The sequence below is a fragment of the uncultured Pseudoflavonifractor sp. genome (assembly GCF_944387275.1).
Taxonomy (GTDB): domain Bacteria; phylum Bacillota; class Clostridia; order Oscillospirales; family Oscillospiraceae; genus Pseudoflavonifractor; species Pseudoflavonifractor intestinihominis.
In genome coordinates, this window is sequence record NZ_CALXEG010000026.1 from 11,946 (window position 1) to 36,315 (window position 24,370).

Annotated in this window: 24 protein-coding genes; 11 read left to right on the top strand and 13 right to left on the bottom strand. The window is 64.3% G+C overall.

Translation table 11 applies throughout. The features are described from left to right. Positions 1 to 32: 32 nt before the first annotated feature. The 7 genes from Q0K23_RS07890 to Q0K23_RS07920 all read left to right on the top strand — a co-directional run bounded on the left by Q0K23_RS07890 (position 33) and on the right by Q0K23_RS07920 (position 5,027). A complete protein-coding gene (locus Q0K23_RS07890; protein ID WP_294520331.1) occupies positions 33 to 806 on the top strand; it encodes a threonine/serine exporter family protein in 774 nt (257 codons plus the stop codon). Continuing rightward, positions 806 to 1,276 carry a threonine/serine exporter family protein gene (locus Q0K23_RS07895; RefSeq protein WP_294520334.1) on the top strand — a complete coding sequence of 157 codons (471 nt, stop codon included), beginning with the start codon at positions 806 to 808 and terminating at the stop codon, positions 1,274 to 1,276. Before Q0K23_RS07890 ends, Q0K23_RS07895 begins: the two co-directional genes overlap by 1 nt. 4 nt (positions 1,277 to 1,280) lie before the next feature. Further along, positions 1,281 to 1,979: a YjjG family noncanonical pyrimidine nucleotidase gene (locus Q0K23_RS07900; RefSeq protein WP_294520337.1), complete on the top strand. Its 699-nt coding sequence runs from the start codon at positions 1,281 to 1,283 to the stop codon at positions 1,977 to 1,979. Between the two features lie 44 nt (positions 1,980 to 2,023). Further along, positions 2,024 to 3,073 (top strand): GDSL-type esterase/lipase family protein, encoded by a 1,050-nt coding sequence (locus tag Q0K23_RS07905; protein WP_294520340.1) that lies wholly within the window; start codon positions 2,024 to 2,026, stop codon positions 3,071 to 3,073. Between the two features lie 5 nt (positions 3,074 to 3,078). After that, the gene (locus Q0K23_RS07910; RefSeq protein WP_294520344.1) at positions 3,079 to 3,558 is read left to right on the top strand and encodes a DUF4358 domain-containing protein; all 480 of its coding nucleotides are present in this window, start codon (positions 3,079 to 3,081) and stop codon (positions 3,556 to 3,558) included. A 109-nt stretch (positions 3,559 to 3,667) separates the two neighbouring features. Then, positions 3,668 to 4,171 carry a sigma-70 family RNA polymerase sigma factor gene (locus tag Q0K23_RS07915; protein ID WP_294520348.1) on the top strand — a complete coding sequence of 168 codons (504 nt, stop codon included), beginning with the start codon at positions 3,668 to 3,670 and terminating at the stop codon, positions 4,169 to 4,171. After that, a complete protein-coding gene (locus tag Q0K23_RS07920; RefSeq protein ID WP_294520351.1) occupies positions 4,164 to 5,027 on the top strand; it encodes a DUF3298 and DUF4163 domain-containing protein in 864 nt (287 codons plus the stop codon). Before Q0K23_RS07915 ends, Q0K23_RS07920 begins: the two co-directional genes overlap by 8 nt. A 101-nt stretch (positions 5,028 to 5,128) precedes the next feature. Here the strand turns inward: Q0K23_RS07920 and Q0K23_RS07925 are convergent, their stop codons facing one another. The 13 genes from Q0K23_RS07925 to Q0K23_RS07985 all read right to left on the bottom strand — a co-directional run bounded on the left by Q0K23_RS07925 (position 5,129) and on the right by Q0K23_RS07985 (position 17,211). Beyond that, positions 5,129 to 7,501 (bottom strand): FAD-dependent oxidoreductase, encoded by a 2,373-nt coding sequence (locus Q0K23_RS07925; RefSeq protein WP_294520355.1) that lies wholly within the window; start codon positions 7,499 to 7,501, stop codon positions 5,129 to 5,131. 103 nt (positions 7,502 to 7,604) lie between these two features. Next, positions 7,605 to 8,489, bottom strand: a complete 885-nt coding sequence (locus tag Q0K23_RS07930; protein WP_294520358.1) for a LysR family transcriptional regulator — start codon at positions 8,487 to 8,489, stop codon at positions 7,605 to 7,607. Between the two features lie 290 nt (positions 8,490 to 8,779). Further along, positions 8,780 to 10,057: a GTPase ObgE gene (obgE, locus tag Q0K23_RS07935; protein WP_294520361.1), complete on the bottom strand. Its 1,278-nt coding sequence runs from the start codon at positions 10,055 to 10,057 to the stop codon at positions 8,780 to 8,782. A gap of 76 nt (positions 10,058 to 10,133) precedes the next feature. Next, the gene (gene rpmA / locus Q0K23_RS07940) at positions 10,134 to 10,418 is read right to left on the bottom strand and encodes a 50S ribosomal protein L27 (RefSeq protein ID WP_294520363.1); all 285 of its coding nucleotides are present in this window, start codon (positions 10,416 to 10,418) and stop codon (positions 10,134 to 10,136) included. Between the two features lie 52 nt (positions 10,419 to 10,470). After that, positions 10,471 to 10,803 (bottom strand): ribosomal-processing cysteine protease Prp, encoded by a 333-nt coding sequence (locus tag Q0K23_RS07945; protein ID WP_294520366.1) that lies wholly within the window; start codon positions 10,801 to 10,803, stop codon positions 10,471 to 10,473. Next, entirely contained in the window at positions 10,803 to 11,114 is a 312-nt protein-coding gene (rplU, locus tag Q0K23_RS07950; RefSeq protein ID WP_294520369.1) for a 50S ribosomal protein L21, read from the bottom strand. Before rplU ends, Q0K23_RS07945 begins: the two co-directional genes overlap by 1 nt. Positions 11,115 to 11,261: 147 nt before the next feature. Continuing rightward, positions 11,262 to 12,383 carry a metallophosphoesterase gene (locus Q0K23_RS07955; RefSeq protein ID WP_294520373.1) on the bottom strand — a complete coding sequence of 374 codons (1,122 nt, stop codon included), beginning with the start codon at positions 12,381 to 12,383 and terminating at the stop codon, positions 11,262 to 11,264. A gap of 107 nt (positions 12,384 to 12,490) precedes the next feature. Next, complete coding sequence (locus tag Q0K23_RS07960) at positions 12,491 to 12,820, bottom strand: hypothetical protein (protein ID WP_294520376.1); 330 nt, start codon at positions 12,818 to 12,820, stop codon at positions 12,491 to 12,493. Positions 12,821 to 12,870: 50 nt separating this feature from the next. After that, complete coding sequence (bilR, locus tag Q0K23_RS07965) at positions 12,871 to 13,974, bottom strand: bilirubin reductase (protein ID WP_294520379.1); 1,104 nt, start codon at positions 13,972 to 13,974, stop codon at positions 12,871 to 12,873. Positions 13,975 to 14,020: 46 nt separating this feature from the next. Continuing rightward, on the bottom strand, positions 14,021 to 14,479 hold the full coding sequence (bilQ, locus tag Q0K23_RS07970; RefSeq protein ID WP_294520381.1) for a bilirubin utilization transcriptional regulator BilQ: 459 nt from the start codon (positions 14,477 to 14,479) through the stop codon (positions 14,021 to 14,023). A gap of 149 nt (positions 14,480 to 14,628) precedes the next feature. Next, on the bottom strand, positions 14,629 to 15,606 hold the full coding sequence (prmA, locus tag Q0K23_RS07975) for a 50S ribosomal protein L11 methyltransferase (RefSeq protein ID WP_294520384.1): 978 nt from the start codon (positions 15,604 to 15,606) through the stop codon (positions 14,629 to 14,631). A gap of 135 nt (positions 15,607 to 15,741) precedes the next feature. Beyond that, positions 15,742 to 16,614 carry a DegV family protein gene (locus tag Q0K23_RS07980; protein ID WP_294520389.1) on the bottom strand — a complete coding sequence of 291 codons (873 nt, stop codon included), beginning with the start codon at positions 16,612 to 16,614 and terminating at the stop codon, positions 15,742 to 15,744. 48 nt (positions 16,615 to 16,662) lie between these two features. After that, the gene (locus Q0K23_RS07985; RefSeq protein WP_294520391.1) at positions 16,663 to 17,211 is read right to left on the bottom strand and encodes a DUF1836 domain-containing protein; all 549 of its coding nucleotides are present in this window, start codon (positions 17,209 to 17,211) and stop codon (positions 16,663 to 16,665) included. A 299-nt stretch (positions 17,212 to 17,510) separates the two neighbouring features. On the opposite strand from Q0K23_RS07985, the gene Q0K23_RS07990 reads away from it, so the two are divergent. From Q0K23_RS07990 to Q0K23_RS08005, 4 genes are all read left to right on the top strand, one after another. Then, positions 17,511 to 19,382 carry an FAD-dependent oxidoreductase gene (locus tag Q0K23_RS07990; RefSeq protein WP_294520394.1) on the top strand — a complete coding sequence of 624 codons (1,872 nt, stop codon included), beginning with the start codon at positions 17,511 to 17,513 and terminating at the stop codon, positions 19,380 to 19,382. Positions 19,383 to 19,525: 143 nt separating this feature from the next. After that, positions 19,526 to 20,122: a TetR/AcrR family transcriptional regulator gene (locus tag Q0K23_RS07995; protein WP_294520397.1), complete on the top strand. Its 597-nt coding sequence runs from the start codon at positions 19,526 to 19,528 to the stop codon at positions 20,120 to 20,122. Positions 20,123 to 20,386: 264 nt separating this feature from the next. Further along, positions 20,387 to 22,189: an oligoendopeptidase F gene (gene pepF, locus Q0K23_RS08000; protein WP_294520400.1), complete on the top strand. Its 1,803-nt coding sequence runs from the start codon at positions 20,387 to 20,389 to the stop codon at positions 22,187 to 22,189. 247 nt (positions 22,190 to 22,436) lie between these two features. Then, a complete protein-coding gene (locus Q0K23_RS08005; protein WP_294520403.1) occupies positions 22,437 to 24,338 on the top strand; it encodes an ABC transporter substrate-binding protein in 1,902 nt (633 codons plus the stop codon). Positions 24,339 to 24,370 lie beyond the last annotated feature (32 nt).

Below are 24,370 nucleotides of genomic sequence, written 5' to 3' on the forward strand. Positions count from 1 at the left end.
GCAAGCATTTGAATATGAATGAGGGACTCTCTTTGGATTACGATCGTCTTTTGAATCTGTCCATGGAAATGGGCTACCGCCTGCTGGAGAGCGGCGCGGAGATCTACCGGGTGGAGGAGTCCATCCAGCGCCTGCTCCAGGCCTACGGCCTCACCACCGGCGAGGTGTTCGCCATCCCCAACTGCATCATCGCCAGCCTGGTGACCCCCGAGGGCCAGGTGCTCACCCGGGTGCGGCGCATGCCCAGCCACGGCACCGACATCTACCAGCTGGAGCGGTGCAACGACCTGTGCCGCCACCTGTGCGCCGAGACGCCGCCCATAGACCAGGCCGAGAAGCGGATGGCCGACCTGCTCTCCTCCCGGCAGTCCTACTCCTTCCCTGTCCAGCTGGTGGCCTACTTTGTGGGCGCGGCGGCCTTTGTGCCCTTTTTCGGCGGCACCTGGCGGGACGCCCTGTGCGGCGGGCTGTGCGGACTGGCCATCGGGCTGTGCCTCACCTTCCTGTCCCACCTGGGCACCAACTTGTTCTTCAAGACCGTGGCCGGGGGCACTGTCTCCGGCCTGCTGGCCCTGGGCCTGCGGGTGGTGGGCTTTGGTCAGAACGTGGACTTCATCACCATCGGCGCGCTGATGATCCTGGTGCCCGGCGTGCTGTTCACCAACGCCATGCGGGACATTATGGCCGGGGATATGGTGGCCGGTATCTCCAAGACCGCCGAGGCCCTGCTCATCGGCATGGCCATCGCCCTGGGCACCGGCGTGTCCCTGTGGCTGGCCCGGCTGCTGTGGGGAGGTGCGGTGTGATGGAACTGTTTCAGACCTATCTGCTGCCCTGCCTGTGCGCCTTTGTGGCCTGCATCGGCTTCTCCGTCCTGTTCAATATCCACGGCCTGGGCATCCTGATCTGCGCCGTGGGCGGCGGCCTGGGCTGGCTGGTCTACCTGGTCACCGCCCCCATGTTCCACAGCGACCTGCTCCAGTCCTTTGCCGCGGCGGTGTTCATCTCCGCCTACTCGGAGGTCATGGCCCGCATCCGCAAGTGCCCGGTGACCGCCTACCTGCTGGTGGCCTTCTTCCCCCTGGTGCCCGGCGGCGGCATCTACTACGCCATGGAGCACGCCATCAACGGCGAGACCGACCTGTTCCTGGACGTGCTGTTCCACACCCTGGGCCTGGCCGGGTCCCTGGCGGTGGGCGTGCTGCTGGTGTCCTCCCTGGTACGGCTCATCCACAGCTATTTCTATCGCCGCCACAAGAAGCGGAAGGAGGCGTAAGGGCATGAGACAGACATACGACGCGGTGCTCTTCGACGCGGACAACACCCTCTTTGACTTTGACGCCGCCGAGGCCCAGGCCCTGGACCTGACCCTGGCGGAGTACGGCTACCCGGTGGACGACCAGTCCCGGAGCTGCTATCTGGCCGTGAACCGGGACCTGTGGGCCCGGTTCGACCGGGGCGAGGTGAAGCGGGAGTGGCTGGTGGTGGAGCGGTTCGCCGCCCTTCAGCGGGCCCTGGGGGGACATCACGACCCGGCGGAGATGAACACCTTTTACCTCTCCCGGCTGGCCGAGGCGGGGTGTCTGCTGCCCGGCGCGGAGGACCTGTGCCGCCGCCTGGCCCCCAGCTGCACCCTGGCCATCGTCACCAACGGCGTGGCCTCCGCCCAGCGGGGCCGGTTCGACCGCTCCCCCCTGAAGGAGCTGATTCCCTGGCTCTTCATCTCGGAGGAGGTGGGGTATCAGAAGCCCCAGCGCCAGTTCTTCGACGCGGTGCTGTCCGCCATGTCCCTGCCCGCCTCCGCCCGGATCGTGGTGGTGGGGGACAGCCTGACCGCCGACATCCTGGGGGCCGTCAACGCCGGTCTGGACTCCATCTGGTACAACCCCCGCGGCCTGCCCGGCAGGCCGGACATCGTCCCCACCTTTGAGGCCCGCACCTTTGACCAGGTCTCCGGCCTGATCCTGGGCGGCGCCTGACCGCCCCCTCCATAACAGAGAAAGAAAACAGAGGAGCTCTTCATATGTCTTCCCAGTACCGTACACCCGCCCCCTCCCCTACCCCCCGCCGTCCCCGCCGCCGGAGCGGCCCCTCGGCCCCCGTGATCCTGCTCACGGTGGCTGCGGTTTTCGTGGCCCTTGTCCTCCTTGTGGTCTTCCTGGGCCCAAAGCCCGAGGCCCAGGGGGGCGTGCCCCCGCAGTCTCAGACCCCCGCTCCCTCGGACACCGTCTCCCCCGCCCCCACCCAGAAGATCCAGCCCACCCCCTCCGAGACCATTCCCGTCCCATCTGAGACGGCCCCCTCCGTCTCCACCTCCCAGCCCACGCCGGAGGAGAGCGACATCGCCATCGTGCCCCCCACCATTCCCGCCGCCCCCTCCGAAGGCTCCGCCCTGTCCGGGTCCTACGACTTCACCAAGCCCGCCCCCGAGACCGACCCGGTGGACGACAGCTGGTTTGACGACGCGGTGTTCCTGGGGGACTCCCGCACTGACGGCCTGCGGCTGTACGGCGGCATCCCCGGCGCCGACTTCATCCAGCACACCGGCGTCACCGTCTTCGAGATCGGCACCAAGGAGTGCATCCGCATTGACGGCCAGAAGTACACCATGCTGGAGGCCCTGGCCCTGAAGCAGTACGGCAAGGTATACATCATGCTGGGCGTCAACGAACTGGGCTACTTCAACGACAACGGCTTTGCCAAGGCCTACGCCGACATGGTGGACCAGGTCCGGGCCATCCAGCCCAACGCGGTCATCTACCTGCAGAACCTGGTGTCGGTGAATCCGGAAAAATGTAAGGCCAATAACCAGCCCTACTACGTGACAAACGAGCAGATCGCGGTGTATAATGGCATTATCGAGAATATCGCCACGGAAAAGCACGCGGTGCTGGTGGACGTCAACGCCGCCCTGGTGGACGAGAGCGGTATTCTCCCCAGAGAGGGCACCACCGACGGCGTCCACTTTACCAAGGACTACTACATAAAATGGTACGACTACCTGAAAATCCACACCGTGGACCCTGAGCTCTACTGGGCGGGTCAGACGGCAGTCGCCGAGGAAGGAGCCTAATTGCGATGAAACATTCTCTCAGCAAGCTGATGATCCTGGCGGCAGCGGTTTGCCTGCTGCTGGGCGCCTGTTCCTCTCCCGCCGAGAGCGGAACCACTGCCTTTGACCCGGAGACCGCCACCCAGGCGGTGCTGGATTCCGGCGCCTTCTCCGTGGAGCTGACCGAGCTGGACGCCGCCATGCTCTATGACTTCTCCGGCTACGGGCTGGACGACTCCACCCTCACCGCCTCCAAGGCCTACTCCGCCTCCGGCTTTGCCGAGCAGGTGTCGGTGACGGTGTGGAAGGACGAGGCCTCCGCCCAGGCCGCCGTGGACATGTTCAAGACCTACCTGGAGGACATGGCCGCCACCTATAAGGACTACGCCCCCGCCGAGGTGCCCAAGCTGGAGAACGCCGTGCTGGAGCAGCGTGGCACCAGCGTGCTGCTGGCCGTGGCCAACGACGCCGACGCCGTCAAGACCGCTGTGGAGGGTCTGAAGTAAGTCTTTTCCTTAAAACTATATTTTCCGAAAACTTTTCATCCCCGCATCCCGTCTAATGAACAGAGAGACGGGATGCGGGGGCTGTGCGCAAAGGAGCGATTTTTCCGCCTTGAAGTCACGGGACCCGGACATCCGCCGACTGCTCGCCGACTATATCGTCTCGCACCAGGAGGATTTTTACCGCCTGGCTTTCAGCTATGTCAAAAATCGGGACGCGGCGCTGGATGTGGTCCAGGAGAGCATCGTCAAGGCCCTGGCCAAGGCGGACACCCTGCGGGAGCCGGCCTACCTCAGGACCTGGTTCTACCGGATTCTGCTCAACGAGAGCATGAACCACTTCCGCCGGTCCAGCCGTCTCCTGCCTCTGGACGAGGTGGAGCAGCAGAGCGCCCCCGCCGGGCGGGCCCCGGAGGAGCGGCTGGACCTGTACGACGCCATCGACCGGCTGGACCCGAAAGAGCAGGCGGTCATCAAGCTGCGGTTCTTCGAGGACATGAAGCTGGAGGAGATTGCCCGAGCCACCGGCGCCAACCTGAACACGGTAAAATCCCGGCTGTACAAGGCGCTCAGGAAGCTGCGGGACATGACAGGGGAGGATTTGCGCGATGAATGAGAAATTCCAGGCGGCAAAGGACCGCTATCAGTCGGTGGAGATTCCCCCGGAGCTGGATTTTGTGGTGGCCTCCGCCCTGCGGGAGGGAGATCGGCGGCGCCGCCGCCGCCGCTGGCAGGGCAGAACCCTGGCCTCCCTGGCCGCCTGCTGCGCCAGCTTTGTGCTGCTGGTCAACGCCAGCCCCGCCTTTGCCAGCGCGGTATATCAGGTGCCCGTGCTGGGGGACCTGGCCCGGGTGGTGACCGTCACCGAGTACTCCATCGCCGACGAGGAGCGGCTCATCGACGTGCGCCTGCCCGCCGTGGAGGACACGGGCAACGCCGACCTGGAAGAGCGGGTCAACATGGAGATCCAGGACCGCATGGACGCCGTCCTGGAGGAGGCCCAGGCCCGGGCGGCGGAGGACAAGGAGGCCTTTGTGGCCACCGGCGGCGACCCGGCGGACTTTATGCCGGTGGTTATTGACGTGGACTACGAGGTCAAGTGCCGGAACAGCCAATACCTGTCCTTTGTCATCCTCAAGACCGAGACCAAGGCCAGCGCCTACACCGAGTTCTTCTGCTACAACATCGACCTGGCCACCGGCGAGGACCTGACCCTCCAGGACCTGCTGGGCCCGGACTACAGGGAGATCGCCAACCAGGTCATCGCGGAGGAGATCGCCCGCCGGAGCCAGGACCCGGACAACGTGTACTTTGACGGCACCAACGGCATTGAGGGCTTCCAGTCCATTGCCGACGACCAGCCCTTCTACATCAATGAGGCCGGCAACCCGGTGGTGGTCTTTGCCAAGTACGAGATCGCCCCCGGCTCCATGGGCCAGCAGGAGTTCGAGATCCCGGTGCCCCAGGAATGACCGCATCAGGAGACGAAGCCCCGGACATGAAAAAACGCATAAAAAAGTCCGGACCTGTGAAAGGTCCGGACTTTTTGCACCTATTTGCGCGTATTTGCGGTTTACTCCGCGGCCACAGCCTCGGCCACCACGGCGCCGGCCAGACGGCCGGAGGTGAAGGCCCAGCCCTGGGCCGCGCCGCCGTAGGTCACATAGGCCTTGGCCTCGGTGAAGAGGACGCCCATGGAGTCGGTGCCCACGGCGTACAGGCCGCCGATGGGGGTCTCGCCGTCGGTCTTCAGGACCTGGAAGTTGGTGTTGATATCCAGGCCGCCGCAGGTGGAGTAGCAGTAGGAGGAGCCCACGATACCGTAGTAGGGGCCGCCCTCCACGGCGTCCAGATACTGGGCGTCCTTGCCGAACTCCTCGTCCACGCCGCTGGCGCAGTAGCTGTTGTACTGCTCCACAGTGGCCTCCAGCACGTCGGGATCAAAGCCCATCTTCTCGGCCAGCTCGGCGATGGTGTCGGCCTTGTACACATAGCCGGCGTCAATGGCGGCCTGGAGGATCTCCTCGGTCTCGGGCAGGGGCACACCCGCGGGGATGCTGCTGCCGTAGCCCAGGTAGTTGGTGGAGGGGCCGTAGGGCACCTCGTCAAAGCCGTTGGCGATCAGGTTCTGGATCTGCTCGTCGCCCCAGATGCTGTAGAAGTGGGGGCCGGAGATCCAGGGGTTGAACATGGACAGGGCGGTCTCGCTGGTGAAGCGCTTGCCGTCGGCGCCCACGGCCAGGGTGTTGGAGGAAATGGCCATGTTCAGGGGGATGTCGGCCACGGACCACACGGCGGGACGGCCGGTGGAGCTGCTGATCTCACCCTCGATGGGCACGGCCTCGTAGCCGGACAGGAAGCCGTCCACGCCGCCCACATGGACCATGGGGGGCACGCTGATGTTGTAGGTGCCGGCGCCGTCGTCAATGGCGGCCTGGATCATCTTGCCGTCGTTCTGGTGCATGCCGAACTGCTTCCAGGCGCCCTTCAGGGGGTAGTAGTCGTTGGTGAGGTACTTCTCCTCCATCTCGGCGCTGCCGGCAAAGCCGCCGGTGGCCAGGATGACCGCCTTGGCGTTGATGACATACTCGGTGCCGTCGGCGGTGCTGCGGGCCAGCACGCCGGTGACCTGGTTGGTGTCCTCATCGTAGATCAGGTCATAGGCCTCGGTCTCCAGCATGTAGGTGCCGCCCATGTCCTCGGTGAAGTCCTTCATGGCGGAGGCGTAGAAGCTCTCGGTCAGGGACTTGGCGCCGGTGTAGGGGGTGAAGGCCGCCCAGGTGTTGCCGGCGAAGCCGATGGCGGGGTCAAAGGAGAAGCCGTACTTGCTCAGCCAGTCCACGCTCTCGCCGCTCTCGTCGATCATGATGCGGATCATCTCGGGCTTGGCGGTCTGGACGCCGTCCACGGTGGTGTAGTTGAGCCAGTCCTGGTACAGGGCCTCGGCGTCGATCAGGTCCTGACCGGCGGGCTTGGTCTCGGTCTGGCCGGTCACGGGGTTGGGCCAGTCCTCGATCTCGGAGGCCACCTGGCTGGGCACGTTGATGGCCATGGGGCCGCTGGTGAGGGCGGAGGTGCCGCCGTACTTGCCGGCCTTGTCGATGGCCAGGACAGAGGCGCCGTTCTCAGCGGCGCTCAGGGCGGCGGCCACGCCGGAGCCGCCCATGCCCACCACCAGCACGTCGGTGTCCAGGGTGACGGTCTCGTCGCTCTTGGGGGGCACGGTCTGGAAGGCGCTGATGGCGGAGGCATCGGAGCCGCCGGCCTCCAGGGCCTGGGTCAGGGCGTCGGTGACGGCCTGCTTCACGCCGTTGCTGCTGGCGGTGGCACCGGTGATGGCGTCCACGGCCACAGACTGGTACTCCAGCATACGGGGCAGCATCAGATCCACCACGGACTGGAGGATGGCGGGCTTCTCAGAGGTGTTGACCTGGTCCACCTGGATGTCCTCGATCTTATCCTCGCTGACGGTGACGCTGACGGTGATGGGCTCGCTGACCCGGAAGCCGGTGCCCTGGCCCACGTAGGTGCCGGGGGCCATCTTGGCGGTCACGTCGGCGGTGCTGTCCTCGCCCTTGGCCTGGGCGATGCAGTTGGCGGCGGCGGTGCGCACCGCAGTGCTGGTGAAGGTGGCGCCGGACACGCCGTCCACCTCGGAGCTCTGGGCGTCCAGGATCTGCTGGGGCATCTGCTCCACCGCGTTGGAGCCCACGCCGGCGGTCTCGCTGTCACCCACGATCTCCACGTTGGTGATGCTGTTGGCGTCAAAGGTCATGGTGACGGTCACGTCGCCGCCGTAGCCCTTGGCAGTGGCCTCATAGGTGCCGGGGGTGTAGATCCCGGCGGTCTGACTCTCGCTGGGGGTCGTGGTGCTGGGCTGAGCCGTACAGCCACCCAGCAGCAGCGCGCCCGCCAGCACGCACGCAAGGATACTGTGTTTTTTCATCGTTCTCTCCTCCTGAGCTGGTACTTTCCACAGCGGCCGTGTGCACCCGGCCGATTGTGTTAAAAATTTACCATACTCAGTATACAGAGATTGTTATCAAAACTCAAATTATCATTTCTGATGGATCTATCTGTAAAACTGACAGCAATTCCCCCACTGCCTGCTCCTTTTCTCCCCGGTTCCAGATCAGCGCAATCTTCTCCCGGTGGGTGCTCTGGACGTCCACATAGGCCACTCCCTCCCTGGGGCGGCAGGCGCTCTCCATGCACAGGGACACGCCGAAGCCGGCGGCCACCATGACCTCCACGCTGCCCGGGTCCTCGGCGTAGCAGTACACCCGGACCGGGTTGCCGCTGTCCGCCCAGCGGATCAGGTGCTCCCGCTTGTCCCTGCCGTTGAGGAGGATCATGGGTTCTCTGGCGATCTCCTCCACGGTCACGTATTCCTTTTCGGCCAGCGGGTGCCCGGCCGGCACCATGAGCCGGGCGCTCTCCTCCCGGAGCACCTGCCACTCCAGCCAGCGGGACAGCTTCAGCTCAGGGGACCAGGTGGAGATGACGCAGTCCAGCTCCTTGTCCCGCAGCGACTCCAGCAGGCGCACGGCCATGTCCTGGAACACCAGCACCCGCAGGTCCGGCTTCTCCCGGTGGAGCCTGGCCAGGCCGGACACCAGCTCCCGGTGGAGCAGGTTGCCGTGGCATCCCAGCCGGAGGGTGCGGCCGTAGCCGGAGGAGATGGTCTGCACCAGCACCGTGGACTCGGTGACCTGGCGGAGGATCTTCTCCGCCTCCTGCCGGAAGGCCCGTCCCTCAGCCGTCAGGGCCATGGTTCTGCCGCCCCGCTCGAACAGCGTCACGCCCAGCTCCTTTTCCAGGGCCGCGATCTGCTGGCTCATGGCCGACTGCACGATATAGCACTCCTGCGCCGCGGTGGTGAAGCTCAGGTGCTTTGCCGCCGAGAGAAAATATTTCAGCTGCCGTATCTCCATGCCGTACCCTCTCTTTCCTTTTTCCCTGGAAAAAATTATATGAGCTCTCCCCCGCCGCTGCAATCCCTTTTTCCACTTTTCATTTCTTTTTTGTGGAAAAACAGAGACGCGCGGGGTATAAAGCCCTGCGCGCCTCCGCCCTATCCGCTTTTCGTTTTTCGCTCCGCTGTCATCCATTGTACCGTCCCGCCGGACGGGGCGCAATATGCCGGGCGCATACCTCCGGCGGGTGCAAAAGGCGGGCCGTCCCTCTGGACAGCCCGCCCCGGTGGGCGGCAGAGCCGCAGCCCTTACCGCTGGTATTCAAATTCCAGGTCGTACATGGACACGGTGTCCCCGTCCTCGATGCCCATCTCCTCCAGCCGCTGGAACAGGCCGGACTCCCGGAGCATCCTGTCAAACCAGTTGCGGGACTCGTAGTCCCCAAAGTTGACGTTGGCCATGAGCCGCTCCAGCCAGGGGCCCTCCACCAGCCACACATCGTCCTCGTGGGTGATGGTGAGGGGCTGGGACATGTCCACCTGGGGCGGCCGCTCCACATAGGTGGGCTCGTACACCGTGATGGGGGGCAGGTCGGCCAGCGCCCGGGCGGCGGCGTACACCAGATCCCGGACGCCCTTCTGGGCGGCGGCGGAGATCTCGTAGAAGTCCAGGCCCTTGGCCTCCACGTGGGCCTTCAGCTTGTCCGCCAGGGTGCGGTCGGAGGCGATGTCGATCTTGTTGGCGGCCACGATCATGGGCCGGCTGGCCAGCTGGGGGCTGTACTCGGCCAGCTCCCTGTTGATGGTCTCAAAGTCCTCCACCGGGTCCCGGCCCTCGCAGCCGGACACGTCCACCACGTGGATGAGCAGGCGGCAGCGGTCGATGTGGCGCAGGAAGTCGTGGCCCAGGCCGGCGCCCTCGCTGGCGCCCTCGATGATGCCGGGGATGTCGGCCATGACGAAGGAGGTGCCCTCCTCCACGTACACCACGCCCAGGTTGGGGTAGAGGGTAGTGAAGTGGTAGTTGGCGATCTTGGGGTTGGCCTTGCTCACCACGCTGAGCAGGGTGGATTTGCCCACGTTGGGGAAGCCCACCAGGCCCACGTCGGCCAGCAGCTTCAGCTCCAGCACCACGTCCCGGGTGACGCCGGGCAGGCCGGCCTTGGCGAACCGGGGCACCTGCCGGGTGGGGGTGGCGAAGTGCTGGTTGCCCCAGCCGCCCTTGCCGCCCCGGGCCAGCACAAAGGGCTGGTCTCCGGACATGTCGCAGATGATCTCTCCGGTCTCTGCATCCTTTACCACAGTGCCCACCGGCACCTTGATGACCAGGTCGGCGCCGTCCTTGCCGGTGCACCGCTTGCCCTGGCCGTCCTGGCCGTTCTCGGCCACGTATTTGCGCTTGTAGCGGAAGTCCATCAGGGTGGACAGGTGGCGGTCGGTTCTGAGGATCACGTCGCCGCCACGGCCGCCGTCGCCGCCGTCGGGTCCGCCTGCGGCCACGTACTTCTCCCGGTGGAAGGCCACCGCGCCGTTGCCGCCGTTGCCCGAGCGGACGGTAATGCGGGCGGTATCAATAAAATTCGGCATATGGTACCTCCTTTCAGAAAGAAAGAGCCCCGAACGGGGTCCCGTCCGAGGCTCTTAGTATACCCATATGGAACGGTTACTGGGCGATCTCCACGATGGAGACCTGCTTGCGGTCCTTGCCCAGCCGCTCGAACTTCACGGTGCCGCTCTTGAGGGCGAACAGGGTGTCGTCGCTGCCCTTGCCCACGTTGACGCCGGGGTGGATGTGGGTGCCGCGCTGACGGACCAGGATGTTGCCGGCCAGAACGAACTGACCGTCGGCCCGCTTCACGCCCAGGCGCTTGGACTCGGAGTCACGGCCGTTACGGGTGGAGCCGACGCCCTTCTTGTGGGCGAAGAACTGAATGCCAATCTTCAGCATGTGTCGTACACCTCCAATACAGTGTGCAGATTAATCCTGGGACGGAGAGGACTTACTCCTCCTCCATCACCATAATGTTTTCGGGATACTCGCCGTGGAGCTCGGCCAGGTAGACCATGAGGGCGGTCAGAAGGGTCTGACAGGTGCTCTCATTCTCCTCGCCCAGTCCGCCGGGGAGCCGAAGGGTGATGGCCGCGTCCTGCTCTCTCACCTTCACGCTGGCCTCCAGCCCGAGCACGTCGTTGACGGCGCACTCAGTGAGGCGGATGGCGCTGGTGACGGCGGCGCAGACGATATCATGCCCCTCGTCGGCGAAGCCGCTGTGGCCCTTTACGGTAAAGCCCTCGATGCGGTCGCCCTTCATCCGGAATGATGCGGTAATCATTACACGGAGATCTTGCCGATGGTCACCTTGGTGTAGGGCTGACGGTGACCCTGCTTGCGGCTGTAACCCTTCTTGGGGTTGTACTTGAAGACGATGACCTTCTTGCCCTTGCCGTTCTTCACGACGCTGGCGTCCACCTTGGCGCCCTCCACCACGGGGGTACCCACGGTGATCTTGTCGCCGTCGATGACGGCCAGGACCTTGTCAAAGGTGACGGTCTCGCCGGACTCCACAGGCAGCTTCTCGATGAAGAGGGTGTCGCCCTCGCTCACCTTGAACTGCTTGCCGCCGGTCTCGATAATAGCGTGCATTCTGTTTCACTCCTTCATTACGGGCTCGCTGTTGCAGGCGGAGCGGACGCTCACTTGAGACCTGTTCAAAGCGGCTAAGATAGTATATCAGCCCAACGGGCCAAAGTCAAGGGATTTTCTCCCCATTTTCCTGATTTTTTGTACAAATCAGGAGGAAAGGCCGCCGGCCGGTTCGGTCAGGCGGCCGGTGTACCAGCCGGTGACGCCGTTTTTCTTCACCAGGGCCCCCCGGGAGGTGCGCCGCACCACCGACACCACGTCCCCCGGCGTGACGGGCAGGCGGTAGTCGGTGGAGTCCTCGCAGCGGGTGAGGCCGTCCTTCTCCCAGATGTAGTCGGTGAGGATGTCAATCTCCCGTCCGGTGGTCAGGTGGCGGCAGCGGCAGAACTCGTCCCCCCGCTCCAGCACGGTGATCAGGTTGTCCCGGCCCCAGCGGATATTCACCGAGCAGGCGCTCTCCGCCTGGGCGTCCAGGGCCACGGCGGTGGGCAGCCGGTCCAGCCCCACCCAGGACACCAGGCCCTTTCGGTCCAGCTCCACCAGGTTCAGCTGGCCGTCCTCCTTGATGGAGGTGCCGCCGTCAATGCTGATGGCCCGCTTCTCCCTGTCCACAATGGGGTTGAAGCAGGGGATATGGGGCCGGTACAGGGTGGTGGGCCAGTGTCCCACCACACACCAGCGGTCCAGCCGGTTGTCCTGGCCCAGGAAATTGTCGTTTTTCATGCACCGCCAGGCCTCCATGTCCTCAATGCCCTGGGCGGAGGGCACGCCGCCGTGGACAAAGACGAACTCCGGCGTGCGGATGGCGGTGGGCAGGCTGCGGATAAAGTCCATCTCCGCCCGGAAGGGCTCAGCGATGGCGGCGCGGAGTCTGGGCTGGTCCAGGCAGTCCTCCAGGGTCAGACCCAGGGACATGCCCATCTCCACCAGCACGCTGCGGTCCTTGAAGAAGCGGAAATAGTGGTCGTAGAATTCCCGGTCCAGCTCGCCCCGGCCGTCCAGGAACCCGGGCACCAGGTCGTCGCAGTTGCCGCAGATCACATGCACCCGGTACCGGCGCTTCAGGTCCATGACGTACCGCAGGGCGGCCAGTCCCCCCGCCCGCTTCTCCACGATGTCCCCCAGCACAAAGAGGGTGTCCTCCGGCCCGAAGGCCACCTGCTCCAGGGCCCGCTTCAGCAGGTCCCCCGCGCCGTGAATGTCGCTGACAGCGAAGATCCGCCCCGACTCCGGCAGGGTCATGTCCACAACCTTTGCCTTGATGAGCACTGCCTCACCCTCCAATCTCGCAATTCCCATTCATTCTACCACAGCTCCGGGCAAAAAACCACCGCCGGAGGGAAAATCCTCCGGCGGTGGTCTGTGATCCCTTTGATTCAGTTGAGGGCGGCCCAGTCCCGGCGGAGGAACAGCCAGGTGATGCCGGGCACCAGCACGGCGCCGATGAAGGACATGATAATCGCGGCCGCCACGTTGGCCGCACCGGTCAGGCCCTGGGACACGCCCACCAGGAAGGACAGGACGTAGCAGACGCACATCAGCACATAGCCCGCCTTCTTCCGGGCGAAGAGCAGTATGCACAGTCCCGCCAGGGACACCACGGCGATGACCACGGACAGGGCGCGGCCGTAGAAGGCGTTCATGACGGTGGTGGCGGCGCAGAGGACCAGCGCCACCCAGAGCCAGATCTTTGTACTCTTATTCATGTAAAATTACTCCTTTTGGTTATTTTCCCGGTTCCATGTGCCGGGTCAGGTCAGTTTTTCTTGTCGTAGATGCAGTGGACGCCCTTGTGCTGCTGCATGCCGCCCAGGCAGGCCTTGTTGCAGCGCACGCAGCGGTGCAGCTCCTTGAGCCGCCCCGCCTCCACCTTGTTGGGCCACTGGGGGTCGGCGATGAGCTGGCGGCTCATGGCAGCCAGTTGAATGCGCCCGGAGGCGAGCTGCTCCTCCACAAAGTCCGGGTCGGTCAGGCCGCCCACGCCGCACAGGGGCAGGGCGGTGTACTGCCGCACCTGGTCGCAGTACCGCAGGAAGCAGCCCTCGGCGGAGAATTCCGGGTGGTTCTTGGGCGGGATGGTGTCGGTGAGCTTGGCGTGGTTGGCCAGGGTCACGTGGAAGCTGTCCGCCCCCGCCCGCTCCAGCAGGGGGACAAAGACGGGCAGCTCCTCTACCAGCACGCCGGCGTTGCCGTAGTGGGGGTTCTCCTGCCGGACGGGCAGCTTGTAGTCAATGGCCATGCCTGGGGCCGCCTTCCGCACGGCGGTCACCGCCTCCACGGCGAATCTGGCCCGGTTCTGGGGGCTGCCGCCGTACTTGTCGGTGCGGTGGTTCATCAGGGCGGAGGAGAAGCTGCCGCACATCCGGTCCCCGTGGACCTGGACCATGTCGAACCCGGCCTCCGCCGCACGGACCGCCGCCGGCCCGAAGGAGGCGGCGATCTCCGCCGCCCTGTCGGCGGACATCTCGGTCACCAGCTTGGAGGCCTGCTGGTTGAGCAGGGGGCGCAGGTCCTCCATGGAGATGCGCTTGGTGAGGATGCCGGGGATATACTTGATCATGGCCTTGAAATCGCTGTCCGACTGGTGGAGCTGGGCGCAGATGAGGCAGCCCTGCTGGTGGACCAGCCGGCACAGGGCCTGGTAGTGGGCAAAGCCCTTGCGGCTGTAGAGGGACATGGGGCCGTGACGGCCCACGGGCACGTCGCCGATGATGACCATGGCGCAGCCGCCCGCGGCGATGGCCCTGATCTTCTCCCGGTACTCCTCCTCGGAGAGGCCCAGGGTGGTGGGGGCAAAGACGATGCGGTTCTTGAGCGTCAGGCCCCCGATGGTGATGGGTTGGAACATAGTCTCGTACATTTTCATTTCCTCCATGGATGGGCCGGGTGCTGTCCCGGCCTGTGGGTCAGGTCTGGCTGTCCTTCCCCTCGCCGGGGATGGTCAGCGCGTTCCCGCCCCGGCTGGCGGACAGAGCCGCCATCAGGGCCATGAGCTGTTCCCGCTGCTCCGGGGTGAGCACAGCCGTCACTTCCTCGTCCCAGCGGTAGAACAGCTCCCGGCTCTTCCGGGCCGCCTCCTCCCCCTTGGGGGTGAGCTTCAGCACGTGGGCCCGCCTGTCCTTGGGGTTGGGCTCCTGCACCAGGAAGCCCCCCTCCGCCAGCTTGGTGATGGACCGGGCGGTGTGGCCGTTGTCCATCTTCAGGGCCCGGGCCAGCTCCTTGGGGCTGCACCCCGGGTGCCGGGCCACGTAGGTGACAAAGTAGAGCAGGCCGGGGGTCAGGCCCATCTCCCCCAGCTTCTCGCCGCAGTAGTTGGAAAAGTCCTTCCGCAGGACGGATACGTGAAATGCCAGCGACTGCATCATGTGGTCGTCCTCCTTTACTTGACTTGGTCAAGTATATTCCGGTTATATGACTTTGTCAAGTAATTTTTATCTGGAATTTTGCCCCTGGAAAATGGCGTAAAAAGGCGCACGGCGGAATTTTTTCCGCCGTGCGCCTTGGTATCTGTTTTTTACATGGCAGCGGCCAGGGCCACCCAGCCGTTCTTCTCCCATCTGCGGATGATCTTCATGCCCCGGCTCTGGATGGCGGCCTGGACCTCGTCGGCCCGGGTGTCGATGATGCCCGAGCAGAGGAACACGCCGCCCTCGGCCAGCAGGCCGGGCACCTGGGCGGACAGGGGGATGATCACGTCGGCCACGATGTTGGCCAGCACCAGGTTCCACTTCCGCTCCGCCAGCTCGGCGCACAGGGCCCTGTCGGAGAGCACGTTGCCCGCCCGGACGGTGTAGATGTCCTGTCCGATGCCGTTCATGGCGGCGTTCTCGTAGGCCACGCCCACCGCCTTGGGGTCGATGTCCACGCCGAAGGCGTACTCCGCCCCCAGGCACAGGGCGGCGATGGACAATATGCCGCTGCCGCAGCCCAGGTCCAGCACCCGGTCCCCCGCCTTCACGAACTCCTCCACGCCCCCCAGGCACAGCTGGGTGGAGGCGTGGGTGCCGGTGCCGAAGATGAGGCCCGGGTTCAGGTACAGGGCGGTGCGGCCCTCGGGGATGGCCGTCTCCCCCTTCTCCCACTCGGGGACGATATACAGCCGCTCTCCCACGGTGAGGGGCTTGTAGAACTGCTTCCAGTTGTTGGCCCAGTCCTCCTCCCGCAGTCCGGCGGTGCGCACGGCCAGCGTGCCCAGCTCCTCGCCGCAGCGCTCCCGCAGGGCGGCCAGGCCCTCGGTGATGCGGGAGAGCTTCTCATGGCCGTGGGAATCGTCGGTGACGTAGAACTTCACCCGGGCCACGCCCTTCATCCGCTCCATCAGGTCCTCGTCCACATAGTCCCAGTACTGCCTGTTCTGCTCCAGGAAGGCCTGGAACTCGGCCTCGTCCTCCAGCACCAGGCCGCCCAGATCAAAGGCGGTCAGGTAGGCGGCCAGGTCGTCCATACCAGCGTCGGTGGTGTCGATGGACACCTCCAGCCATCTGTCATCCATTGTATTCGCTCCTTTTCCCCCGGCGGCCTCCGCCGGGCATAAATCATCGCCGGACAAGCCCATTTTCTCAGAAATCCCCCGGGATTGCAAGAGAAACAGGGCCTGTCCGGCGCATGTGTGTTCTGATTGTGACCGTTACCGCTTGGTGCCCAGGAAGAAGAGGGCCAGAGTGCCCGGGCCGGAGTGGGCGCCGATGACCGGACCCACGTAGTTGATGACGACCTCTTTCACGCCAAAGCGCTTCTTCACGTCGTCGGCCACCTTCTCCGCGTCGGCCAGGCAGTCGCCGTGGCTGATGAACACCACCTGATCGACCGGGTCAATGGCGGTCTCCTGCATGTGGTCCACCAGGGCGGTGAGGGAGGCCCCTCTGCCCCTGGCCTTGCCCATGTTGATGAGGTGGCCCTCGTCGTCCACGTGGAGCACGGGCTTGATCTGGAGCATGGAGCCCAGCACAGCGGTGGCGGCGGAGATGCGGCCGCCCCGCTTGAGGAAGTGGAGGTCGTCCACGGTGAACCAGTGGCACAGGTTCAGCTTGTTCTCCTCGGTCCAGTCCCGCACCTCCTCAATGGTGGCGCCGGCCTGCTTCTTCTTGGCGGCCAGATACACCAGCAGGCCCTGGCCCATGGAGGCGCACAGGGTGTCCACGGTGAAGATCTTCCGCTGGGGGAACTGCTCCCGCAGCTCGTTCACCGCCGTGACCGAGGAGTGGTAGGTGGCGGACAGGCCGGAGGAGAAGGCCAGCACCAGCACGTCCTTCCCGCTGACCAGAATGGGCTCCAGGGCGGAGGTATAGTCGGCCATGTTCACCGCGGCGGTGGTGGCCATCTCTCCCCCCCGCAGCATGCGGTAGAACTCTTTGGGGTCCATGTCCCGGTTGTCGGGGTAGTTGTGGTAGGTCCGTCCCTTTACGGTGAAGGACAGGGGCAGCACCTCCACCCCCAGCTCCCGCACCAGGTCGGCGCTCAGGTCTGCGGAGGAGTCGGTGACGATCACATATTCGCTCATAGGTTGATACCTCCTGTAATAACACAGGGCAGATATTTCTCCCTGTATTTACTTTTTGCTCTTTTCCTTGCCCTTGGCCTCCTCCTGGGGGTGCTTGGACTGGATGATGTCCAGCACCCGCTGGCAGGCCAGCTTGTCGGCGTAGCTCCGCAGGGCCAGGCCCAGGGCAAGGGCGGGCAGCCGGTCCTCGGTCAGGTTCTCGTCCAGGCTCTCCGCCGTCTCGGTGAGGGCCCGGTCCAGCTCCCGGCGGAAATACTCGTACAGGTCTCTGGTGTCCTTCTCGGGGAACTCCACCCCAGAGCCGATGAGGCGGCTGGCGTCCCGCACCGAGAGCACCTGCTTGAGGGCGCAGATGGCGGTCAGGTAGGCCAGGTGGGTCCGGTTGTACCGCTTGCCCTCCGCCCGGGGCAGCATGCCGTCCTTGATATAGTTGTTCACCATGGCGGAGGTCAGGCTGTCCTCGTCGCCGAAGTGGATGAGCTGACGGGGCATATAGGAGATGATCTGGTCCATGTACAGACCGATATCCGGGAAGGCGTCCCACTCCTGGGGCCGTTCCTCGGCCAGGCGCCGCTTCAGTTCTGCTATCTCTTCCATGTGCGGTCCTCCCTGTAAACTGGTCGTTTTAAAAACGACATGACAGCATATTAAAACCAAGGTTATGTGGATTCTTCGCCATTGTATCACATACCTTCTGTCAAAGTAAAGGGCAACAGGGCCTGAAAATCCCGCTTTTGTGTCGCATAACACAATTATGTCTGTTTTGCTGCGCCTCCATTTTTTGTCTCCCGGCCCTTCCGGGATATTGACAAATCAATCACAATCTGCTATATTACTAGTTGACCGTTCGTCTATATAACTTATGGCCACAAAAAATATAGAGGAGGATACATGAAATGAAGCACATTCGCACCTTATTGGCGGGCGCGCTGACTGCCGCCCTGCTGCTGAGCGGCTGCACCGCCCAGCCGGAGGCCTCTGGCCAGCCCAGCGGCAGCGCCTCCCCCGAGCCCAGCGAGACCGGCTCCGTCACCGCTGTGTTTACCCCCGGCACCTACGAGGGCACCGGCAAGGGCTACGGCGGCGACATCAAGGTCTCCGTCACCGTGGACGAGACCGCCATCACCGACATTGAGGTGGTGGAGCAGTCCGAGACCGAGAGCGTGGGCGGCGCGGCCCTGCCCACCCTGGTGGACAAGGTGCTCAGCGCCCAGAGCGTGAACATCGACGGCGTCAGCGGCGCCACCTACACCAGCGACGGCTTCCTCACCGCCGTGCGGGAGGCCATCACCGCCTCCGGCGCCGACCCCGATTCCCTGGGCCAGGGCCAGACCGGTGAGAGCGAGACCAAGGACACCGTGACCATGAGCACCGACGTGGTGGTGGTGGGCGCCGGCGGCGCCGGCCTGACCGCCGCCCTCACCGCCGTCCAGAACGGCGCCGACGTGGTGGTGCTGGAGAAGATGGCCATGGTGGGCGGCGCGTCCGCCATGGCCGGCGGCGGCACCAACGCCACCGGCAGCCAGTGGCAGCAGTCTTACGGCATTGAGGACAGCCCCGAGGCCTACTTCATGGACATCATGAAGAACGGCCACTTCTTCAGCGACGCCCGCACCCTCTGGCTGTACGCCAACACCCAGGGCGCGGCCTTTGACTGGCTGGTGGCCGAGGACGGCGCGGCCCTGCCCTACAAGAACACCGAGCCCTCCCCCTCCGCCGAGCACTCCTACGGCCGCACCTTCTCCCCCGACGGCGGCGGCGCCGGCGTGATCAGCGCCCTCCAGGAGAAGCTGGCCGGCCTGGGCGTGGAGATCATGACGGAGACCCCCGCCCAGGAGCTGATGGTCACCGACGGCACTGTCACCGGCGTGAAGGCCCTGGCCGCCGACGGCACCCCCTATGAGATCGCCGCCAACAGCGTCATCCTGGCCACCGGCGGCTACGGCGCCAACACTGACATGCTGCCCGAGTCGGTCACCAGCCTGCCCTACGCCGGCGCTGTATCCGCCACCGGCGACGGCCTGAACATGGCCACCGCCATCGGCGCCGACTCCTTCAACCTGGACAAGGTGAACATCCAGCCCCACAGCATCGTCCTGCCCGACGGCCGCGGCCAGCACACCTTCCAGGGCTGCCTGGCCATGTACAACAAGACCGGCTCCATCCTGGTGTCCGACCAGGGCGTCCGCTTTGTCAACGAGCAGGGCAGCGCCAACGACATCAAGGCCGGCATGGAGCAGAACCAGCACTCCTACCTGATCATGGACGCGGCCTCCTTTGAGACCTACGCCCAGACCTGCATCGCCTCCCACAACTTCACCCAGGAGCAGCTGGATGAGTGGCTGGAGGCCAACGGCACCTCCACCCCCGTGTTCGCCCACGCCGACACCCTGGAGGACCTGGCCGCCATCGTGAATATCCCCGCCGGCGCCCTGACCGACACGGTGGAGCGGTACAACGGCTTTGTGGCCGCCGGTGAGGACGCCGACTTCGGCCGCAAGGTCACCACCGCCATGGGCGACGGCCCCTACTACGCCGTGGAGATGAACCTGCGCTACTACGCCACCCTGGGCGGCCTGCGTATCAACAACAGCATGCAGGTGCTGGACACCGACGGGCAGCCCATCCAGGGCCTGTACGCCGCCGGTGAGGTGGTCGGCGGCGTGGTGGGCGACATCTACGCCACCGGCTCCCTCTTCGGCTGGGCCATGACCAGCGGCCACAACGCCGGTCTGGCCGTCACCGGCAACACCGTGTTCGAGGGCTGAGCCCCTTCCCCCGCATCATCCACAGTCCCAGGCGCCCCGGAGCCATCCGCTCCGGGGCGCCTTTTCTCTTTTCCTCTGTCATTGACACCCGACCCCCGCCGTGTTAACCTAATGTGAATCCACACACAGAGGAGGTCTGCCCCTTGGACCGCAGTACAGATAAGAAGACGCGCATTCTCCGGGCCGCCGCCGAGCTCTTCTCCCACAACGGCTACTCGGGCACCGGTATCGCCGAGATCGTGGCCGCGTGCGGCATCCCAAAGGGCTCCTTCTACTACTATTTCCCCGGCGGCAAGGAACAACTGGCCGCCCAGGTCATCCGCTTCGCCTACGACCAGATGGCCGCCGGTATCCAGACCCACATCTTTTCGGTCTCCGACGACGCGCTCACCGTCTTCCGCGCCATGCTGGAGCGGCTGGCCTCCCTGTTCAGCAGGGAGCACCGCTTCGAGTCCCTGGTCATCACCTTCATGGGGCTGGAGTCGGTGTACATCAGCGAGGAGGTGGCCCGGCAGGCCAGGCAGGTGTATGAGGAGTGGCAGCAGCTCTACCGGGACAAGCTGATGGCCTGCGGGTACTCCCCCGCTCTGGCCGAGCGGTGCAGCCTGGTGCTCTTCACCCTGGTCCACGGCGCGCTGATCTCCTGCTGGATCAAGCAGGACTCCGGCGACCTGCTGCGCATGCGGGATGAGCTGCCCGGCCTGCTGCCCCCGCCTGACTGCCCCCACGGGGCGCAATGATCTCTCCCCGTCTCTGAGGCGCGCACACCGTATATGGCGGTGTGTGCGCCTTTCTTTTTCTTTTTTCTCCTTTTTATGGTATTTCCCCGACTTATTCCCCACTTTTTTATACCTTATTACATATATTGCTTTTTTCCGCTTTTCCTGTTTTGTATGTCTTGACGCCATGGCAGGACAAGCCATTGTGTGGTATACTATTCCATGCTGCGCCCGTAAGACAGGCGCGCATCCCCTTATATTTTAATAGCAAAGGAGTCATCAGCTATGGCACATACCCTTCCCACCCGCAGTCAGGTGGACCCTGCCAACACCTGGGCCATCACCGACCTGTACCCCAGCGACCAGGCCTGGCGTGAGGCCTACGACAGCCTCCGCGGCCTGGTGAGCGGCCTGTCCGGATATCAGGGCCGTCTGGCGGAGAGCGCCGCCACCCTTCTGGCCTTCCTCAAGCTCCAGGACGAGATCGATCTCCAGGGCGACCGGGTCATCTCCTACGCCTTCCGCAAGAGCGACGAGGACACCCGCAACGCCGTCTACCAGGAGATGAGCGCCCAGTGCCAGAACCTTCTGGTGGAGCTGAGCCAGGCCCTCTCCTTCCAGACCCCCGAGCTGCTGGCCATTGACGACGCCACCCTGGAGTCCTTCTACGCCCAGGAGCCCGCCCTGGCCCACTACCGGCTCATGCTCAAGCGCATCCGCAGCAAGAAGGACCACACCCTCTCCCCCGAGTGCGAGGCCCTGCTGGCCTCCGCCGAGCGGATGGGCCAGGCCCCCGACGACATCTTCTCCCTGCTCAACGACGCCGACATGACCTACCCCGACGCGGTGGACAGCAAGGGCGAGACCCACCCGGTCACCCACGGCAACTATGTCTCCCTGCTCCAGTCCGCCGACCGGACCCTGCGCAAGTCCGCCTTCCAGTCCCTTTACAGCGTGTACGGCCAGTTCCGCAACACCTGCGCCGCCATCCTGAGCGCCCAGATGAAGCAGCTGCAGTTCTTTGCCGACGCCCGCCGCTACCCCTCCGCTCTCCACGCCGCCCTGGCCGAGACTGAGGTGGACCCCCAGATCTACCACAACCTGATCCAGACCGTCCACGACAACCTGGGGGCCATGCACCGCTACGTGCGCCTGCGCAAGAAGCTGCTGGGCGTGGACAAGCTTCACTACTACGACCTCTACACCCCCATCGTAGCCGACGAGGACGCCCGCATCCCCTTCGAGCAGGGCAAGGACATGGCCCGCGAGGCCCTGGCCCCCCTGGGCGAGGACTACCTGAAGGTCATCAACGAGGGCTTTGACAACCGCTGGATCGACGTGTACGAGAACCAGGGCAAGCGCTCCGGCGCCTACTCCGCGGGCGTGTACGGCGTGCACCCCTACGTGCTGCTCAACTACACCGACACCCTGGACGACGTGTTCACCCTGGTCCACGAGATGGGCCACGCCCTCCACTCCTATCTGTCCAACCACACCCAGAGCGTCACCTACGCCGGGTACAAGATCTTTGTGGCCGAGGTGGCCTCCACCTGCAACGAGGCCCTGCTGATGCAGCACCTGCTGAGCAAGACCACCGAGCCCAAGCGCCGGGCCTACCTGCTCAACCACTTCCTGGAGCAGTTCCGCGGCACCCTCTACCGCCAGACCATGTTCGCCGAGTTCGAGCTGTGGTGCAGCGAGCAGACCGGCAAGGGCCAGCCCCTCACCGCCGAGGCCCTCAACGAGAAGTACGCCCAGCTCAACCGCCTCTACTACGGCGAGGACATCGAGGCCGACCCCGAGATCGCCCTGGAGTGGGCCCGCATCCCCCACTTCTACTACAACTTCTACGTCTATCAGTACGCCACCGGCTTCGCCTCCGCCATCGCCCTGTCCCAGCGCATCCTCAGGGAGGGCCGCCCGGCGGTGGAGGACTACCTCCACTTCCTCAGCGGCGGCTGTTCCACCGACCCCGTGTCCCTGCTCAAGGGCGCCGGCGTGGACATCTCCTCCCCCGCTCCCATCGCCGACGCTTTGAAACTTTTTGACACCCTTATCGGGGAGATGGAGCAGCTTATGCAGCTGTAATGCGGACATTATTCCACCATACAGAGATATTTCTTCTAAGTTCGAGATATCAAAATCTTGCTGCTTTTTAACCCCGCTTGATACTTTTTTCGCAAATATTTCAGTTCCTCTTGATTATCCGGTGGTTTTTTGATAAAATAGACAAGCTTTTATTGGAGCATCCCGCGGCCCGGCGGAGCCTTCCGCCGGCCGCGGACCTCCGTAACAAGCGCTAGCTCCTAATCAGACAGGAAAGGAAGACGGAAAAATGCAAAAGAAAAAGCTGCTGTCCCTCCTGCTGGCAGGCGCCACGGTTCTCTCGCTCGCTGCCTGCGGCCAGCAGACGGTGACCACCAACCCCTCTGCCAGCAATCCCCCCGCTTCGCCCTCTCAGAGCCAGACTGCCGATGAGACGGCCACCAAGCCCACCGAGCCCACTGGCCAGCTGATCATCGGCACCACCACCGACCTGGAGAACGACTTCTACGATACCAGCTTCAACAACAACGCCACCAACTACAAGCTGTACGACCTGATCCACGGCTACGGCACCATCACCTCCGACATCGACGGCGAGTGGATCTACGATCCCACCGTGGTGGCCAGCCACGAGGAAGTGGAGAACGAGGACGGCACCAAGACCTACACCGTCACCATCAACGACGGCCTGGTGTGGAGCGACGGCACTCCCATCACCGCCAAGGACTATGTCTTCCAGCTGCTGCTGGAGAGCAGCCCCGAGATGAACGCTGTGGACGGCTATCCCAGCCAGGCCGGTTATCCCCTGGTGGGCTATCAGGACTACTTTGACGGCAACACCAAGAACTTCGCCGGCGTCCACCTGGTGGACGACATGACCTACTCCGTCACTGTCAGCGCCTCCGAGCTGCCCTACCACTACGACATTACCTACGCCTCCGCCGCTCCCCGCCCCATGCATGTCATTGCCCCGGGCTGCGACGTGGTGGATGCCCCCGAGGGCGCTATGATCACCGGTGACTTCACCTCTGATCTGCTCCTGAAGACCATCAACGACCCCACCACCGGCTACCGGTACAACCCCACCGTCACCTGCGGCCCCTACCTGTTCGACTCCTATGACATCTCCAGCCGTCAGGGCGTTGTGGTTGTCAACCCCAACTACGCCGGTGACTACCGCGGCGTGAAGCCCATGATCGAGAAGATCATCATCAAGACCGTCAAGAACGACACCATGATGAACGAGCTGGCTTCCGGCTCCGTTGATCTGCTGTTCCAGTGCTCCGGCGCCGACACCATCGACGCCGGTCTGAATCTGGTGGAGGCCGGCGAGGCTCAGGACAACACCTTCTTCCGCAACGGCTACGGCAAGGTGCAGTTCGACTGCAGCCAGTTCCCCACCGACTCCGAGAACGTCCGTAAGGCCATTGCCTACTGCCTGGACCGCAACCAGTTCGCCTATCAGTACAGCGGCGGCTACGCCTCCGTGGTCCACTCCTACTACGGCCTGGCTCAGTGGGAGTACCAGGAGTCTCAGGACTGGATCGACGCCAACCTGAACACCTATGAGAAGAACATTGACGAGGCCAAGAAGCTCCTTGAGGAGGACGGCTGGACCCTGAACGCTGACGGCAGCGCTTACTCCGGCACCGGCACCCGCTACAAGGACGTCAACGGCGAGCTGAAGCCCCTGGTCATCCAGTGGTGCAACACCAGCAACAACCCCGTGTCCGAGCTGCTGGCCACCATGCTGCCCGAGGCCATGACCGAGGCCGGTATGGAGCTGAAGGCTACCACCACCGACTTCCCCACCATGCTGGCCGGTGTCGACCACTCCGGTGAGATCTACAACATGTACAACCTGGCCACCGGCTTTGCTCTGGCCAGCTCCCCCTGGTACTACTACTCCACCGATCCCGTGTGGATGCAGGGCGGTTACAATAGCAACTGGATCGCCGACGAAGAGCTGGCTGCCGCCGCTGAGGCTCTGAAGACCATCCCCTATGACGATAACGAGGCCTGGCTGTCCGCCTGGCAGAACTTCATCGCGGTTTGGAACGACAAGCTGCCTGATATCCCCCTGTATTCCGACGAGTATTACGATTTCTACTCCAATAAGCTCCACGACTGGTACTCCACCTCCGTTTGGGAGTGGTCCCGCGCTGTCCTGGATGCCTGGGTAGAGGCCTAAGCCGAAATATCCGGCGGAACCCCGCACATTCG

Bases quoted from the DNA above. Each gene is read 5' to 3' on its own strand.
- Q0K23_RS07985 (WP_294520391.1), bottom strand. From the start codon at position 17,211: ATGGAAGAGATAGCAGAACTGAAGCGGCGCCTGGCCGAGGAACGGCCC.
- Q0K23_RS07960 (WP_294520376.1), bottom strand. From the start codon at position 12,820: ATGAATAAGAGTACAAAGATCTGGCTCTGGGTGGCGCTGGTCCTCTGC.
- prmA (WP_294520384.1), bottom strand. From the start codon at position 15,606: ATGGATGACAGATGGCTGGAGGTGTCCATCGACACCACCGACGCTGGT.
- obgE (WP_294520361.1), bottom strand. From the start codon at position 10,057: ATGCCGAATTTTATTGATACCGCCCGCATTACCGTCCGCTCGGGCAAC.
- Q0K23_RS07910 (WP_294520344.1), top strand. From the start codon at position 3,079: ATGAAACATTCTCTCAGCAAGCTGATGATCCTGGCGGCAGCGGTTTGC.
- Q0K23_RS07895 (WP_294520334.1), top strand. From the start codon at position 806: ATGGAACTGTTTCAGACCTATCTGCTGCCCTGCCTGTGCGCCTTTGTG.
- Q0K23_RS07990 (WP_294520394.1), top strand. From the start codon at position 17,511: ATGAAGCACATTCGCACCTTATTGGCGGGCGCGCTGACTGCCGCCCTG.
- Q0K23_RS07930 (WP_294520358.1), bottom strand. From the start codon at position 8,489: ATGGAGATACGGCAGCTGAAATATTTTCTCTCGGCGGCAAAGCACCTG.
- Q0K23_RS07900 (WP_294520337.1), top strand. From the start codon at position 1,281: ATGAGACAGACATACGACGCGGTGCTCTTCGACGCGGACAACACCCTC.
- bilQ (WP_294520381.1), bottom strand. From the start codon at position 14,479: ATGATGCAGTCGCTGGCATTTCACGTATCCGTCCTGCGGAAGGACTTT.
- Q0K23_RS08005 (WP_294520403.1), top strand. From the start codon at position 22,437: ATGCAAAAGAAAAAGCTGCTGTCCCTCCTGCTGGCAGGCGCCACGGTT.
- Q0K23_RS07920 (WP_294520351.1), top strand. From the start codon at position 4,164: ATGAATGAGAAATTCCAGGCGGCAAAGGACCGCTATCAGTCGGTGGAG.
- bilR (WP_294520379.1), bottom strand. From the start codon at position 13,974: ATGTACGAGACTATGTTCCAACCCATCACCATCGGGGGCCTGACGCTC.
- Q0K23_RS07905 (WP_294520340.1), top strand. From the start codon at position 2,024: ATGTCTTCCCAGTACCGTACACCCGCCCCCTCCCCTACCCCCCGCCGT.
- rpmA (WP_294520363.1), bottom strand. From the start codon at position 10,418: ATGCTGAAGATTGGCATTCAGTTCTTCGCCCACAAGAAGGGCGTCGGC.
- pepF (WP_294520400.1), top strand. From the start codon at position 20,387: ATGGCACATACCCTTCCCACCCGCAGTCAGGTGGACCCTGCCAACACC.
- Q0K23_RS07925 (WP_294520355.1), bottom strand. From the start codon at position 7,501: ATGAAAAAACACAGTATCCTTGCGTGCGTGCTGGCGGGCGCGCTGCTG.
- rplU (WP_294520369.1), bottom strand. From the start codon at position 11,114: ATGCACGCTATTATCGAGACCGGCGGCAAGCAGTTCAAGGTGAGCGAG.
- Q0K23_RS07945 (WP_294520366.1), bottom strand. From the start codon at position 10,803: ATGATTACCGCATCATTCCGGATGAAGGGCGACCGCATCGAGGGCTTT.
- Q0K23_RS07980 (WP_294520389.1), bottom strand. From the start codon at position 16,614: ATGAGCGAATATGTGATCGTCACCGACTCCTCCGCAGACCTGAGCGCC.